This is a genomic window from Achromobacter sp. HZ01 (assembly GCF_003267925.1).
Classification (GTDB): Bacteria; Pseudomonadota; Gammaproteobacteria; order Burkholderiales; family Burkholderiaceae_B; genus Achromobacter; species Achromobacter pulmonis_A.
In genome coordinates, this window is record NZ_LWKV01000002.1 from 341,569 (window position 1) to 356,108 (window position 14,540).

The 14,540-nt window shown below is 70.0% G+C and carries 18 protein-coding genes; 11 read left to right on the forward strand and 7 right to left on the reverse strand.

Going from position 1 to position 14,540, the window contains the following annotated elements; translation table 11 throughout:
- Positions 1-5 precede the first annotated feature (5 nt).
- From A6B37_RS10715 to A6B37_RS10725, 3 genes are all read left to right on the forward strand, one after another.
- A complete protein-coding gene (locus A6B37_RS10715) occupies positions 6-221 on the forward strand; it encodes a SlyX family protein (protein WP_111826311.1) in 216 nt (71 codons plus the stop codon).
- Between the two features lie 202 nt (positions 222-423).
- On the forward strand, positions 424-786 hold the full coding sequence (locus A6B37_RS10720) for a DUF4148 domain-containing protein (RefSeq protein ID WP_102773803.1): 363 nt from the start codon (positions 424-426) through the stop codon (positions 784-786).
- A gap of 225 nt (positions 787-1,011) precedes the next feature.
- Positions 1,012-1,314, forward strand: a complete 303-nt coding sequence (locus tag A6B37_RS10725; protein WP_246842444.1) for a hypothetical protein — start codon at positions 1,012-1,014, stop codon at positions 1,312-1,314.
- Positions 1,315-1,396: 82 nt separating this feature from the next.
- Here A6B37_RS10725 and A6B37_RS10730 read toward each other — a convergent pair whose 3' ends face one another.
- A complete protein-coding gene (locus A6B37_RS10730; protein WP_111825725.1) occupies positions 1,397-3,697 on the reverse strand; it encodes an NADP-dependent malic enzyme in 2,301 nt (766 codons plus the stop codon).
- 104 nt (positions 3,698-3,801) lie between these two features.
- Between A6B37_RS10730 and A6B37_RS10735 the strand changes: the two genes are divergently transcribed.
- The 5 genes from A6B37_RS10735 (at position 3,802) to A6B37_RS10755 (ending at position 7,764) form a co-directional block, all read left to right on the forward strand.
- Entirely contained in the window at positions 3,802-4,764 is a 963-nt protein-coding gene (locus A6B37_RS10735) for a LysR substrate-binding domain-containing protein (protein ID WP_102776399.1), read from the forward strand.
- 176 nt (positions 4,765-4,940) lie between these two features.
- Entirely contained in the window at positions 4,941-5,423 is a 483-nt protein-coding gene (locus A6B37_RS10740) for a hypothetical protein (protein ID WP_111826312.1), read from the forward strand.
- Positions 5,423-5,911, forward strand: a complete 489-nt coding sequence (locus A6B37_RS10745) for a hypothetical protein (protein WP_102776401.1) — start codon at positions 5,423-5,425, stop codon at positions 5,909-5,911. The genes A6B37_RS10740 and A6B37_RS10745 overlap by 1 nt, the downstream gene beginning before the upstream one ends.
- A gap of 65 nt (positions 5,912-5,976) precedes the next feature.
- Positions 5,977-6,780, forward strand: coding sequence for an AraC family transcriptional regulator (locus A6B37_RS10750; RefSeq protein ID WP_111825726.1), 804 nt, complete (start codon positions 5,977-5,979; stop codon positions 6,778-6,780).
- A gap of 87 nt (positions 6,781-6,867) precedes the next feature.
- A complete protein-coding gene (locus A6B37_RS10755) occupies positions 6,868-7,764 on the forward strand; it encodes a DMT family transporter (protein ID WP_111825727.1) in 897 nt (298 codons plus the stop codon).
- A gap of 19 nt (positions 7,765-7,783) precedes the next feature.
- Here A6B37_RS10755 and A6B37_RS10760 read toward each other — a convergent pair whose 3' ends face one another.
- A complete protein-coding gene (locus tag A6B37_RS10760; RefSeq protein ID WP_102773807.1) occupies positions 7,784-8,266 on the reverse strand; it encodes a MarR family winged helix-turn-helix transcriptional regulator in 483 nt (160 codons plus the stop codon).
- 100 nt (positions 8,267-8,366) lie between these two features.
- Entirely contained in the window at positions 8,367-9,266 is a 900-nt protein-coding gene (locus A6B37_RS10765) for a LysR substrate-binding domain-containing protein (RefSeq protein ID WP_111825728.1), read from the reverse strand.
- Positions 9,267-9,418: 152 nt separating this feature from the next.
- Between A6B37_RS10765 and A6B37_RS10770 the strand changes: the two genes are divergently transcribed.
- Positions 9,419-10,189 (forward strand): sulfite exporter TauE/SafE family protein, encoded by a 771-nt coding sequence (locus A6B37_RS10770; RefSeq protein ID WP_111825729.1) that lies wholly within the window; start codon positions 9,419-9,421, stop codon positions 10,187-10,189.
- Positions 10,190-10,208: 19 nt separating this feature from the next.
- Here the strand turns inward: A6B37_RS10770 and A6B37_RS10775 are convergent, their stop codons facing one another.
- Together A6B37_RS10775 and A6B37_RS26065 are read right to left on the reverse strand one after the other, a co-directional pair.
- Positions 10,209-10,988: an SDR family NAD(P)-dependent oxidoreductase gene (locus tag A6B37_RS10775; RefSeq protein ID WP_111825730.1), complete on the reverse strand. Its 780-nt coding sequence runs from the start codon at positions 10,986-10,988 to the stop codon at positions 10,209-10,211.
- A 162-nt stretch (positions 10,989-11,150) separates the two neighbouring features.
- Entirely contained in the window at positions 11,151-11,306 is a 156-nt protein-coding gene (locus A6B37_RS26065; protein ID WP_168202170.1) for a hypothetical protein, read from the reverse strand.
- A gap of 149 nt (positions 11,307-11,455) precedes the next feature.
- On the opposite strand from A6B37_RS26065, the gene A6B37_RS10780 reads away from it, so the two are divergent.
- The gene (locus A6B37_RS10780; RefSeq protein ID WP_102773811.1) at positions 11,456-11,788 is read left to right on the forward strand and encodes a hypothetical protein; all 333 of its coding nucleotides are present in this window, start codon (positions 11,456-11,458) and stop codon (positions 11,786-11,788) included.
- Between the two features lie 3 nt (positions 11,789-11,791).
- On the opposite strand, the gene A6B37_RS10785 is transcribed toward A6B37_RS10780, so the two are convergent.
- Entirely contained in the window at positions 11,792-12,328 is a 537-nt protein-coding gene (locus tag A6B37_RS10785; RefSeq protein ID WP_102773812.1) for a GNAT family N-acetyltransferase, read from the reverse strand.
- Between the two features lie 7 nt (positions 12,329-12,335).
- Complete coding sequence (locus A6B37_RS10790) at positions 12,336-12,908, reverse strand: XRE family transcriptional regulator (protein ID WP_111825731.1); 573 nt, start codon at positions 12,906-12,908, stop codon at positions 12,336-12,338.
- 80 nt (positions 12,909-12,988) lie between these two features.
- Between A6B37_RS10790 and A6B37_RS10795 the strand changes: the two genes are divergently transcribed.
- Positions 12,989-14,533 carry a phospholipase D family protein gene (locus A6B37_RS10795; RefSeq protein ID WP_111825732.1) on the forward strand — a complete coding sequence of 515 codons (1,545 nt, stop codon included), beginning with the start codon at positions 12,989-12,991 and terminating at the stop codon, positions 14,531-14,533.
- Positions 14,534-14,540 lie beyond the last annotated feature (7 nt).

A 14,540-nucleotide genomic window follows, 5' to 3' on the forward strand; every position in this document is an offset into this window, starting at 1 on the left:
CGCCCATGGATAACATGCAAGACATCGAACGCCGCCTGATGGAGCTGGAAGTCAAGGCCAGCTTCGCCGACGACCTGCTGGACCAGCTCAACCAGATCATCGTCCGCCAGCAACAGCAGATAGACCGCCTGATGCGCGAAGTCGCCGAGCTGCGCCAGCAGGCGCCCGAGGGCGCCGCGCCCTTTCGCAGCCTGCGCGACGAGCTGCCGCCGCACTACTGAGACGCCCGCCAATCGATCCCATTAATGGAAACTATAGCCTTAAAATAGGCCGTTCTTTCCATCTATGGAATTATCTTTTACCGATACCAGGGTTTATCCCTACTCCGATTCCGCGCAATATTGAGCCATCGGGAAACAGCAACGAAGCACGACGGATAGGCCGCCGAATTCGCTCCCAAGCTCTTGAAATCGGAGATTTATCATGAAGACCACGAAGACCCTTGCTACCGCCCTGGTGATGTCCCTGGCCGCGCTGAGCGCCGGCGCCTATGCCGCCTCGCCCAACATCGAACCCAACAACGTCCCGTTCCAGGGCGTCTACGGCACCCCGTACGAAGGCCCGACCCGCGCCCAGGTGCAAGCCGAACTGGCTGCCGCCAAGGCCGCCGGCCAGGTCAGCGACGTCGAACCCAACGACATGCCCTTCGCCGGCGTCTACGGCGCCCCCCAATCGGGCAAGACCCGCGCCGAAGTGCGCGCCGAACTGGCCGCCGCCAAGGCTGCCGGCCTGGTCAGCGGCGTCGAACCCAACGACATGCCGTTCGCCGGCGTCTACGGCGAATAAAGCCCGCACGAATCCACCCTTCCCCTTGTTGTACCTTGGCCGCCGGCAGTTCGGGCGGCCTTTTTTGCGTTCATCGAGGCGCGCTGCGGTACTATCGCCCCGAGATCCGGCATCACATAACGACTTTACGAATCAGGGAGCCACATCTTGAAAACCACCCGCGTTCTTGCCTCTTTGCTCGTGGCATGCGGCGTCTCGGCCACGGCGACCGCTGCGCCGCCGGTCATGCTGAACAATGCCATCATCACCCAGATCCCCAAGGCCGACCGCAGCTCGTTCCACGAGGCCGTCGGGCAGGCGCTGAACAATTCGGCCGACGGCCAGCGCACCGAATGGACCAGCACGCACCAGTCCAAGAAAGCGCCGCCGATCACGGTGCAGCTCACGCCCACGCAGACCACGACGGTCAAGAACGACCAGACCTGTCGCTTCCTGGTGGGCGATTTCGCCCGCGCCGCCACCACGGAAAAATGGCAGTTCTGGTTCTGCAAGCAGCCCGACGGCACCTGGAAGGCCAGCAGCCACTAAGCGCGCCGGCTCGCCAGAAAAAAGCGCGCTGCGCCCATCCTGCGATGGGGCAGCGCGCTTTTTTTGCAGGCTACGCGGGCGATCAGGCCTGGGGCTCGATCCGGTTGGCGTCCAGCACCGTCATCGCCGCCATGTTGATGATGCGGCGCACGGTCGAGCTGGAGGTCAGGATGTGCACCGGCGCGTTCGCGCCCAGCAGGAACGGACCCACCGCCACGTTGCTGCCCGCGGTGGTCTTGAGCAGGTTGTAGGCGATGTTGCCGGCGTCCACGTTCGGGCACACCAGCAGGTTGGCCTCGCCCTTGAGCGAGGACGAAGGCAGGATGCGCATGCGCAGCGCCTCGTCCAGCGCGCAGTCGCCGTGCATCTCGCCGTCGATCTCCAGTTCCGGATCGATCTCCCGCACCAGCTCCAGCGCGCGGCGCATCTTCGCGCCCGAGGCCGAGCTGCCGGTGCCGAAGTTCGAGCGCGACAGCAGCGCCACCTTGGGCGCCAGGTTCATGCGCGCCATTTCCTGCGCCGCCATCACCGTGAACTCGGCGATCTGTTCGGCCGTGGGCTCGTCGTTGACGTGGGTGTCGACCAGCACCACCGTGCGCTCGTTGAGTAGCAGGATGTTCATGGCCGCGTACACATTGTGGCCCGGACGCCGGCCGATCACCTCGTCCACGAAACGCAGGTGGTCGTGGTAGGCGCCGACCGTGCCGCAGACCATGCCGTCGGCGTCGCCCAGGCGCACCATCATCGCGCCGATCAGCGTCAGGCGGCGGCGCATCTCGACCCGCGCCATTTCCTTGGTGATGCCGCGGCGGCACATCAGCTCCCAGTACGTGGTCCAGTACTGATGGAAGCGCTCGTCGTATTCCGGGTTGGTGACTTCCACGTCCTCGCCCAGGCGCAGGCGCAGGCCGAATTTCTCGATGCGGGCCAGCAGCACCGACGGGCGGCCCACCAGGATGGGGCGGGCCAGGCCTTCGTCGACCACCACCTGCACCGCGCGCAGCACGCGCTCGTCCTCGCCTTCGGTGAACACGATGCGAGCCTTGCCGCCCTCGCGCACGATGTTTTTGGCCGCCGCGAACAGCGGCTTCATGAACGCGCCCGAGTGGTACACGAACTGCTGCAGCTGCGCCTCGTAGGCCTCCAGGTCGGCCAGCGGGCGCGTGGCCACGCCGTCTTCCATCGCCGCCTTGGCCACCGCCGGCGCGATGCGCACGATCAGGCGCGGATCGAACGGCTTGGGAATCAGGTAGTCCGGGCCGAACGAAATGTCATAGGTGCCGTAGGCGGCCGCCACCACTTCGTTCTGCTCTTCCTCGGCCAGCTCGGCGATGGCGTACACCGCCGCCTTTTCCATCTCGCGCGTGATGGTCGTGGCGCCCACGTCCAGCGCGCCGCGGAAAATGTACGGAAAGCACAGCACGTTGTTGACCTGGTTCGGGTAGTCCGAACGGCCCGTGGCCATCACCACGTCGTCGCGCACGCCGTGCGCCACTTCCGGCAGGATCTCCGGCGTCGGGTTGGCCAGCGCCAGGATCAGCGGACGCGGACCCATCGCCGCCACCATCTCCGGCTTGAGCACGCCGCCGGCCGACAGGCCCAGGAACACGTCGGCGCCCTGGATCACCTCGGCCAGCTTGCGCGCGTCGGTCTTTTGCGCGAAGCGCGCCTTGTCCGGGTCCATCAGCGCCGTACGGCCTTCGTAGACCACGCCTTCGATGTCGGTGACCCAGACGTTCTCCAGCGGCAGACCCAGGTCCACCATCAGGTCCAGGCAGGCCAGCGCGGCCGCGCCGGCGCCCGAGGTCACCACCTTGACCTGCTTGATGTCCTTGCCCACCACCTTCAGGCCGTTGATGAAGGCCGCCGACACGGTAATGGCGGTGCCGTGCTGGTCGTCATGGAAAACCGGGATCTTCATGCGGTCGCGCAGCTTGCGCTCGACGATGAAGCATTCCGGGGCCTTGATGTCTTCGAGGTTGATGCCGCCGAAAGTGGCTTCCAGGCCGGCGATGATCTCGACCAGCTTGTCCGGGTCGGTCTCGTTGATCTCGATGTCGAACACGTCCAGGCCGGCGAACTTCTTGAACAGCACCGCCTTGCCTTCCATCACCGGCTTGGACGCCAGCGCGCCGATATTGCCCAGCCCCAGCACGGCGGTGCCGTTGGTGATCACGCCCACCAGGTTGCCGCGGCCGGTGTAGCGGAACACGTTGGCCGGGTCGGCCACGATTTCCTCGCAGGCCGCCGCCACGCCGGGCGAATAGGCCAGCGCCAGGTCGCGCTGGTTGACCAGCGGCTTGGAAGCCACGACCGAGACTTTCCCCGGGGTGGGATATTCGTGATAGTCCAATGCCGCCTGGCGGTCCGACTGGTCATTCATGGAGCTGTGCCTCCTGGTTGAGATAGAAAAATTCTAGGCTCCAAGACATAAGTAGATCATTCGGATTTAATATCGTCCCATTACGTTTACCTTATGCATTCCCTATGACCGCCTTCGATCCGGACCTGGTGGTCCGGAAACTGACCTCGCGGCTGAAGATGCGCCACCTGATGCTGCTGTTGCAGATCGAGCAGCACGGCTCGCTGACCCGGGTGGCCGAGCACATGGCCACCAGCCAGCCGGCGGTCACCAACGCCCTGGCCGAGCTGGAAAACATGTTCGGCGTGCCGCTGTTCGACCGCTCCGTGCGCGGCATGACGCCCACCGCCCTGGGCGCCGTAGTGCTGGCCCGGGCCCGCGCCCTGGTCCACGACCTGGGCCATCTGGTCCAGGAAATGGAGGCGGTGGCCGCCGGCCACGCGGCCCATCTGCATATCGGCGTCATCCCCTTCGTGTCGGGCCAGATGCTGTCGGCGGCCATCGGCCGCACCCTCCCGCAGGGCCGCCACATCACCGCCACCATCCACGAAGGCCAGGGTCCGGCCCTGCTGCGCCAGCTGCGCGACCACAGCCTGGACCTGGTGGTGGGCTGGGCCACCCCGTCGGTGGACATGACCAACATCGCCTTCGAGGTGCTTTACCGCCAGCAGCCGCGCCTGATCGCCAGCCGCCGGCTGGCCGCGCGGCTCGCCCGGTCGCGGCTGGAATGGAACCGGCTGGCCGACCTGGACTGGATACTCGGCACGCCCGGCAGCCCGATCCGCGAACAGGTGGCCGACATCTTCCTGCGCGCCGGGCTCGCGCCCCCGCCGCCCTCGGTGCAGAGCGATTCCTCCAAGCTGATCGGGGAAATGGTGGTCGCCAGCGACCGCGCGGTCACCATCCTGCCGGCCGACATTGCCGACGAACTGGTGCGCATCGCCGGCGCGGCCATCGTGCCGTATTCGTTCGACTGGACCCTGCCGCCGATCTCGCTCTTCACGCGCTCCGACGGCCTGCGCCGCAACGTCGACGCGCTGTTCGCCGCCGCGTTGCGCGAGGTCTACACCAAGGGCGCGCGCGTCTAGTGTGCTGTCCCGTAGATACGCCCGCAAAATTGCCAACAAATGCAAATCCGCTACCGGCGCGCGGGCGCGCGCTCCTATACTTGCCGCGCCAGGCATCACGCAGGAGGGCAGGTAGTTTGTCGTACATTTTTTCGCCCGGCGCCGCGGTCCGCGGCGCGCTCGTCCTCGCCGGGCTCATGGCGCTGTCGGGCTGCAGTTCGCTGCTGAGCGAGGGCACCGGCGCGGCCGCCGGCATCGCCGGCACCGCCATCGCCAACAAGGTCACGGACAACCCCACGGTGGCCACCGGCATCGGCCTGGGCGTGCAGGCCGGCGCGCAGGCCGCCCTGGCCTATGCGCAGCGCAAGACCCGCGGCGAGGAGCAGGACGCGATCGCCGCCGCCGCCGGCCCGCTGGCCGTGGGCAAGGTGGCCAGCTGGCAGGTCAGGCACCAGCTTCCCATCGAAAGCGACGCGCAGGGCCAGGTCACCGTCAGCCGGCTGATCGGCGGCGTGGATCTGGAATGCAAGGAAGTGGTGTTCTCCATCGACACCCCGGCCGAACAGCGCGGCGCACCGCCCGCGCGCGAGTTCTACGTCACCACCGTGTGCCGCGACGGCGCGCGCTGGCGCTGGGCCAGCGCCGAGCCGGCCACCGCGCGCTGGGGCTCGCTGCAGTGATGCGCGCCGCAAGCCTGCTGGCGGCCGCCAGCCTGGGACTGGCCGGCTGCCAGAGCTCGTCCATCGGCGGCGCGGCCGGCGCCGTGGTCGGCACGGTCAGCGGCGCGGCCACCGCCAACCCGGTGGCGGGCTACGCCATCGGCGTGACCGTGCAGGCCGCGGTCGACGCCAGCGTGAAATACGTGCTGCGCGAATGGAAGAACGACCAGCAGAACGTCATGGCCAACGCCGCCGGCGAACTCGCCATCGGGCACGTGCGGCAGTGGCAGATCCGCCATGCGCTGCCGGTGGGCAATGAGCGCGGCGCCATCCAGGTGGTGCGCGACATCGACACCCCGCTGACGCGCTGCCGCGAAGTGCTGTTCACGGTCGAGCAGGACCAGGCGCCGGCGCCCGCCTACACCAGCCTGATCTGCCGCCAGCCCGGCGGCCAATGGAAATGGGCCGCGGCCGAACCCGCCGTGGCCCGCTGGAACGGCCTGCAATAGCTTGATCGCGCCGGCCCGGGCGGGCGATACTGCCTGCGGTCCGACTACGGAGGCCGACCGCTCCCATGAACCCAGGCCAGTTCCTCATGCAGCGCAGCGCGCTCGCCGGCGTGCAGGCCGTGGCCGCGCACAGCCGGCACCGGTTCGCGCGCCATACGCACGAGCAGTACGGCATCGGCGTCATGCGCCTGGGCGCCCAGGTTTCCCATAGCGGCCGCGGCCAGGTCGAGGCCGGCCCGGGCCACGTCATCACCGTCAATCCGGGCGAAGTGCACGACGGCGCGCCGCTAGGCGACGGCCTGCGCGCCTGGCAGATGCTGTACCTGGACCCGCAGGTGGTGGCCGAAGCCGCCGCCGGACTGCCCGCCGCCCTGCGCGGCTACGAATTCGAACACCCCGCGCAGGACCGCCCCGAACTGGCCCGCGACGTGCTGGCGCTGTACGCGCAGGCGACGGCCGGCGCCGCGCCGCTGGCTTGCGACGTGCTGCTGCTGCGCATCCTGGCGCGGGCGGGCGCGGCGCCGGCGCGCGTCCGCGACCGGCCGCGCGGCGCGCCCGACGCGATCCGCCACGCGCGCAGCCTGATCGACGACGATCCGGCCGCCGCGCTGTCGCTGGCCGACCTGGCCGCGGCCAGCGGCCTGAGCCGCTATCAGGTGCTGCGGGCCTTCTCCCAGGCCACCGGCCTGACGCCGCATGCCTACCAGATGCAGCGCCGGCTGCTGCTGGCGCGCAGCCTGATCCGCCAGGGCACGGCGCTGGCCGAGGCCGCGGCGGCCGGCGGTTTCGCCGACCAGAGCCACATGACCCGGCTGTTCGTGCGCGCCTACGGCGTCTCGCCGGCGCGCTACGCCCGGGCCGCCGGCTGAGCGCGGGCCGGGCTGCAATTTCGTTCAAGACCTCGCGCGGCCGCCGCGCCTACGCTGCGGTTTTCCCGATTGCAGGCGTATCGAGACATGAACAGCCGGATGCAAGGCTATTGCTGCCTGGCGGCCGCCATGGCGCTGGTGGGCAGCACCGTGGTGGCCAGCAAGATCATCGCCACGGGCCTGCCGCCCTTTACCGCCACCGCGCTGCGGTTCGCCCTGGCCCTGCCCTGTTTCGCCCTGCTGATGGCGCTGTCCGGCGCGCGGCTGCCGCGGCTGGACCGCCGCGACTGGCTGCTGCTGGCGGCGCAGGCCATCGCCGGCAGCGTGGGCTACACCGCGCTGCTGATCGCCGGGCTGCAACGGACCTCGGCCGTGGACGGCGGCATCATCCTGGGCACGCTGCCGCTGGTGTCGGCCGCCATCGCCGTCGTGCTGCTGGGCGAGCGCCCGGGCAAGGCCACGCTGGCGGCCATCGCCGCCGCCGCTTTCGGCGTGTGGCTGATGACGCGCCACGCCGCCGATGACGGCGGCGGCTCCTCGCTCGCGGGCAACGCGCTGATCCTGGGCGCGGTGCTGTGCGAAGGCCTGTTCATCCTGCTCAACAAGCGGCTGCGCGTGCCGGTGGCGCCATTGGCGCTGTCGACCATCATGGCGGCCTGCGGCCTTGCCTTCTCGGCGCTGGCCAGCCTGGCCGAGGCGCCGTGGACCCTGTCCCTGTCCGGCCCGGCGCTGGCGGCCACAGCCTATTACGCCCTGGTGCCCACGGTGGGCGGCTTTCTGCTCTGGTATGCGGGAGCGGCCCGCGTGAAGGGCGCCGAGGCCGCGCTCTTCACGGCGCTGGCCCCGGTGGCCGCGGTGGCGCTGGCCGCCGGCCTGCTGGGCGAGACGCTGGCCGGGCAGCAACTGGCCGGCATGGCCTGCGTGCTGGGCGCCGTCGCGATGCTGGGCATCGGAGCAAGGCGGACCAGGGCCGGTTCACCCTGACTGGAGCCACGCACAGGCCCTAGCCGCGGCTGAAGGCCAGCGCGAACTCCTCGGAGAAGATCTCTGCCAGCGCGCGCCGCAGGGCGGCCGCGCGCTCGGCGCCATAGGCGGCCTCGAAGCGGCGCTGCGCCTCGCGCCACAGGCGCCGGGCCTGCGCCAGCTTGGCGCGCCCGGACTCGGTCAGCGCCACGCGGCGGCTGCGGCCGTCCAGCGGATCGCGCGAGGTCTGCACGTAGCCGTCGCGCTCCAGCGGCTTGAGGTTGTGGGCCAGCGCGGAGCGGTCCAGCACCATGGCCCGCGCCAGATCGGTCAGCGAGGGCGTGCCCGCCCGCGCGATGTGCAGCAGGATCGAATGCTGCGACACCTTCAGCCCGCAGGGCGCCAGCACCGAGTCGTACAGCTGCGATACGCGCCGCGTCGCCTTGCGCAGCGCGGCGCCGTTGCAGAGCTGCGGATCGGGCGCATGGAACGGGACGGCGGCGGGGGACGGATCGTCGGGCATGGCGGGCGCGAAAGAAAACCGGGGAGCGGAAGCCGGCCGCGGAGGCCGGCAAGGCCTTAACGCTAACGCCGGCTGGCGTCCGCGTCCAGCCGGGCGGCATTCAGCCGGCCCGCGCGCCAGGCGCGTCGCGCAGCGCGTATTCCACCAGCTCGGCGGCATAGGCCGGCAGCGCGTCGCGCGTGCACAGCACCAGATCGCGCGCGGCCCAGCCGTCGGCCAGCGCCACGCGCCGCACGCCGGCCGCGCGCCCGTAGCGCGCCGCCGCCACGCGCGGGACGATGCCTATGCCCACGCCCTGCCCCACCATCCGGCACACGGCGTCGAAGCTGCGCAGCCGCACGCGGTAGGACAAGGCCTTGCCGCCGCGCCGCGCGTGATGCGCGATATGCTCCTGCAGCGCGCTGCCTTCCACCAGGCCCACGAACTCCTGATCCGCCACCTCCGCCAGCGTGAGCGAGGCGCGCGCGGCCAGCGGATGGCCGGCAGGCACGATGAGGGCCAGCGGATCGTGGCGGAAGGTGACCGTGCGCAGGCCATGCAGGTCGGCCGAGTCCGCCAGCACGCCGATATCGCAGGCGCCGGCGCGCAGCGCGTCGGCGATCTCGTGGCTCAGGCGCTCTTCCAGGTCGACCGACACGCGCGGATGGTCTTTGAGGAAAGCGCCCAGCACCGGCGGCAGGTACTCGCTCATCGCGCTGGTGTTGCACAGCATCCGGACGTGGCCCTTGAGGCCCTGGCCGTAGTGGTCGAGTTCGCCGCGCATGCGGTCCATCTGCGCCAGCACCACCCGCGCATGGTGCGCCAGCGTGCGCCCGGCCGGCGTCGGCTCGACGCCGCGCGGGCCGCGCAGCAGTAGGGGCACGCCCAGCGTGTCCTCCATGCCGCGGATGCGCTCGCTGGCCGAGGCCAGCGTCATGTGCGTGCGCCGCGCGCCGGCCGTGATGGAGCCGGTCTCCTGTACGTTGAGGAAAAGCCGCAGGTCGGTCAGGTCGAATCGCATGCAAAAAGCGTAGCACGCCAGCCTCAGGCCAACCCATAGGCTTGCTACGCGAGATCCCGATTCCGGCCCGGCGATCTCCGACGGACAATGAAGTCCCTGCCACTCGAATGGCCCCGCCCGACGCCCATCGCCTCAGGCACGGGCATAGCCTCATGACGACCTACGATCTGCTGCCCGGCGCCACGCCCGCCCTGTTCGCCGCCACCCTGTCCATCTTCATCCTGGCCGGCGTGGTCAAGGGCGTGGTGGGACTGGGACTGCCCACGATTTCCATGGCGCTGCTGGCGCTGCTGATGGCGCCGGCCCAGGCCGCCGCCCTGCTCATCGTGCCTTCGCTCATCACCAACCTGTGGCAGGCCCGGCCGTGGCCGTCGCTGCCGGCCGTGCTGCGCCGCGTCGCCGGCATGCAGGCGGGCATCTGCGTCGGCACGATAGGCGCGGCGCTTTGGCTGGGCGCGCCTTCCGGCCGCTGGGCCGGCGTCTGCCTGGGGCTGGCGCTGGTGGCCTATGCCGCCTGGGGCCTGTTCGGATCGCCGCCCAGCGTGCCGGCGCGGCGCCAGGGCTGGCTGGGCGCGGCGGTCGGCGCCGTCACCGGCGTGATCACCGCGGCCACCGGCGTGTTCGTGATTCCGGCCGTGCCCTACCTGCAGGCGCTGAACCTGGGCAAGGACGGCCTGATCCAGGCCATGGGGATTTCGTTCACGGTCTCGACCGTGGCGCTGGCCGCGGGGCTGGCGCTCAACGGCGGCTACACGCCCGAGGCGGCCGGCGCGTCGGTGCTGATGCTCGCGCCCGCGCTGGCCGGCATGGCGTTGGGCCAGTGGCTGCGCGCCCGGCTCTCGGCGCGCGCCTTCAAGCTGGTCTTCATGATCAGCCTGGCGCTGCTGGGCGCGTACCAGGCCGCGCGCGGGCTGGCGGGCTAGCGTCCTGTCCCATCCCGTTTCAGGCGGCGATCCGCCTTTCGTCGGCCAGGCCGATGGACACCGACATCTCGCGCCAGCGCGCCAGTTCCTGCTGCACCGCGTGGATCTTGGCGCGCGCCTGGTCGAAGGCGTCGCGCCCCAGGAACAGATGCAGCGGCGCGTACTGCGCCTGGGCCGCGTCGATCAGCACCTGCGCCATCTTGGCCGGATCGCTGCCCTGCCCATGGGGCGCATCGGCCGCGCGCATCGCGCCCGGATACACCAGCGTCACGCGCAAGCCGTCGGGCGCGGCCTGCGCCGCCAGCGCCTCGGTCAGGCCGCTGACCGCGAACTTGGCCGCGCTGTAGGCGCCCCAGTCCGGATGGCCGCCGTCGAAGCCCAGGATCGACGAAATATTGAACACATGTCCGCCGCGCCGCGCGCGCAGGCGCGGCAGGGCCGCCCTGAGCACGTTCAGCATGCCGAACACGTTGACGTCGAAACTGCCGCGCAGCTCCCGGTCCGACAGGCCGTCCAGCGCGCCCTGCAGGCCGCAGCCGGCGTTATTGACGACGACGTCCAGGCCGCCGAAGGCGACCGCCGTGGCTTGCACCGCCCGCCGCACGCCGCGCTCGTCGGCCAGGTCCACCGTCAGCGGCAGAAAGCGGCCTTCCAGCTTTGCGCCCACCGCGTCCAGCAACGCGTCGCCGTCGCGCGAGGTCGCCGCCACTTTGTGTCCCTGCTCCAGCAACAGCCGGACCAGGCTCAGGCCCAGCCCCTTCGACGCGCCCGTCACCAACCAGATTTTCTCGGTATTCATGCAACCCCCTGCGTTTGCGGGCCCCGCCGGCCACATGCCGCGGGGCTGACGGACCGGGAGTCCCGATTCCGTACAGGGATGGTAAAAATCGCGAGCCGGGGCGTACAGGCTCGTTCTTGCTTGAAATCTGCCTATTCCTGCGCCGTTGCGGCGCAGGTTCCATCAGCCCAGCGCGCTGCGGTAATGCTCGCGATCGAAGCTGGGCGCCGTGCCCGGCCCCTGCGCCTCGGGCGCGGCGGCGGGTTCGTCGACGACGGGCGCGGCGACGCCGAAAAGAGTCAGTTCCGCGCTCACCAGCGCCAGGATCAGATTAGACATGACAGCTCCTTGTCCAGGGTTTCGAGGTGTCATGGTGCGCGCCACGGCGCGACGCGTCCATTTGGTTTGTTCAATGGCGGCGATTGGCGCAGGGCAAGCGCGCGGAATGGCGGATAATTCGGACTGAAACCAGATTTTGGAGCAACGCCATGTATCGCGGCATCGAGGCGATCGAACATTTCATGGAATCCATCGGCCTGCAATGGCGTCCGGGCGCGACCGAGCGCGCCGAGCTGAAGGCCAGCTACCGCATCGGCAATACGCGGCCGCTGGGCATAGACCGCACGCTGGTGGAGTTCCACTGCGATCCCAAGCGGCCCAAGGTCTGGGTGCCCGAGTTCTCGCGCACCAGCTTCCACCAATGGTTCGAAGTGCCCTACCAGGAATTCGAATTCACGCCCGGCGGCTCGATGCTGAAGATCAAGGCCGCCGCGCGCGGCAACGCGCCGCCCTACAGCGTGGGCATCAAGCCCCTGGCCTGAGCGTCACAGCTGCTTGTACATGACCGTGGTGGCGTCCAGCCTGGACGGGTCGCGCGGATCGCGGCTGAATCCCGGAATCCTGCCCGCCGTCCGGTAGCCCGCGGAAGCGTACAGCGGCTCCGCCTTGTCGCCGGTGCGCGTATCCAGCGTGATCAGGCTGCGGCCGCGCCGCGCCGCCATGGCCTCGGCCTCGCGCAGCAGCGCGCGCGCCAGGCCGCGGCGGCGGAAATCCGGATGCACCAGCAGCTTGCGCAGTTCGGCGCGGTGGGGCTGGTTGGGCGGCATGTCGCAATCGAGCTGCACCGATCCGGCGACCCGCCCGTCCAGGCGCGCCACCCACAGCGCCAGCGTGCCGGCGGCGACGCCCGGCAGCACCTTGGCGCGCCAATAAGCCTGCGCATCGGCCGGCGCGTAGGGCAGCACGAAGCCGACGCTGGCGCCGTCCTGCACGCAGGCGCGTAGCAGCTCGGCCAGATCGGCCAGCAGGGTCTCGGCGGCGTCGGCCGGCAGCAGCGTCAAGTCATATGTCGATTCGGGCATGGCGGCCTCAGACAATGAAAAGCAGATAGCGGGCGCCGGCGTCCGGCGGGGTGGAGAATTCGCTGGCGCCGAACAGCTGGTAGCGCAGGCAGTCGCCGGGAGCCAGGCGGTAAGCCTGGCCGTCCACGGTCAGGTCCAGCCGGCCCTCCAGCATCAGCAGATGGTGCTCCAGGCCCGGGCGCGGCGAGCGCTCGTAGGCGATGCGCGCGCCGGCCTGCAGCTCGCAGGCCAGCACTTCGCCGGCCAGCTGCTGCGCGGGCGGCGACACCGAGCGCCGGCGAAAACCGGCTCTCTCGTCCGTCCACACGGCCTGCGCCTGCTGCGGCACCAGCGGCGCGAAATCGTCCTCGACCATCAGCATCAGCCGCGACATGGTCAGGCCGTAGGCCGCGCACAGCTTGCCCAGCACGCTGGCGGTGGCGCTGACCTCGGCGTTCTCCAGCCGCGACAGCGTGGCGCGGCTGACGCCGGCGCGGCCAGCGAGTTCGTCCAGCGACCAGCCGCGCTCCTGGCGCAGCGTCTTGAGCCGGGCGGCGATGCGCCGGTCCAGCCCGGCGTCGGCAATCGGTGAATTTTCCATATTCGGGAATTTCTCTCAAATCAGGAATTCCGTCAAGAACCGGAGCGGGCCCGCCGCGCGATTTCGGCACAATACGGGGCATGCACCTGGCCAAACCTCTGATCATGACCGCCCTCTGCCTGAGCTTTCTGAGCGGCTGCGGCCTGCCCTCCCTGGACAAACGCAGCGAATCCCGCGCCCTGACGCCCGAGGCGTCGCAAGACACCGCGCTGGGCCGCGGCATCGCGCCGCTGGCCGCCGCCCATCCCGGCAAGTCCGGCATCCATCCGCTGGCCGACGCGCACGACGCCTTCGCCGCGCGCATGATGCTGGCGCGCGCGGCCCAGCGCAGCCTGGACGTGCAGTACTACATCTGGCACAAGGACATGACGGGCACCATGCTGCTGCAGGCCCTGCACGAGGCCGCCGGCCGCGGCGTGCGGGTGCGGCTGCTGCTCGACGACAACGGCACCTCGCGGCTGGACGAGGAGCTGGCCGCGCTGGACGCCCACCCCAACATCGAGGTGCGGCTGTACAACCCCTTCGTGCTGCGCTGGCCCAAGCCGCTGGGCTACGTGACGGAATTCCGCCGCCTGAACCGCCGCATGCACAACAAGTCCTTCACCGCCGACAACCAGGCCACCCTCGTCGGCGGGCGCAACGTCGGCGACGAATACTTCGGCGCGACCAGCGACGTGCTGTTCACCGACCTGGACGTGCTGGCCATCGGCGCGGCGGTCAACGACGTCTCCACGGATTTCGACCGCTACTGGGCCAGCGAATCGGCCTATCCGGTGGACCGCCTGCTCAAGCGGCCGGAGCCCGGCAGGCTGGAGGAACTGGCGCAGGCCGCCGCAAGCGTCGAACGCTCGCCCCAGGCCGCCGCCTACGCCCAGGCCATGCGCGAGCTGCCCTTCATCCAGGATCTGCTGCAAGGCCGGCTGGAACTGGAATGGGCCGACACGCGCATGGTCAGCGACGATCCCCGCAAGACCCTGGGAACCGCGCCCCCCGAAGCCATGCTGCCGCATCAGCTGCACGAGATCCTCGGCGCGCCGGCCACCGACATGGAACTGGTGTCGCCCTATTTCGTGCCCACGGCCAGCGGCACGGAGGCGTTCGCGCAGATGGCGCAGGGCGGCGTCAAGGTCAGGGTGCTGACCAACGCGCTCGAAGCCACCGACGTGGCGGTGGTGCATTCCGGCTACGCCAAGCGCCGCAAGGACCTGCTGGCCAGCGGCGTGGAACTGTTCGAAATGAAGCGCATGGCCGGCGACGTGGAGCGCAGCAAGGGCGTGGGGCCGTTCGGCAGTTCCGGCTCCAGCCTGCACGCCAAGACCTTCGCCGTCGACGGCCGCCGTATCTTCGTGGGCTCGTTCAACTTCGACCCGCGCTCGGCCAAACTGAACACCGAGCTGGGCTTCGTCATCGACAGCCCCACGCTGGCGCGGCGCATCGCCGAATCCTTCGATCGCGACATGGCCAAGGTGGCCTACCGGGTCTGCCTGGACGACCGGGGCGGCCTGTACTGGCTGGAACAGCGCGACGGCCAGACCGTGCGGCACGATACCGAACCGGGCACCACGCTGTGGCAGCGCGTGTCGGTGTGGTTCGTGTCGCTGCTGCCGCTGGAGCCGCTGCTGTAGGCGCGCG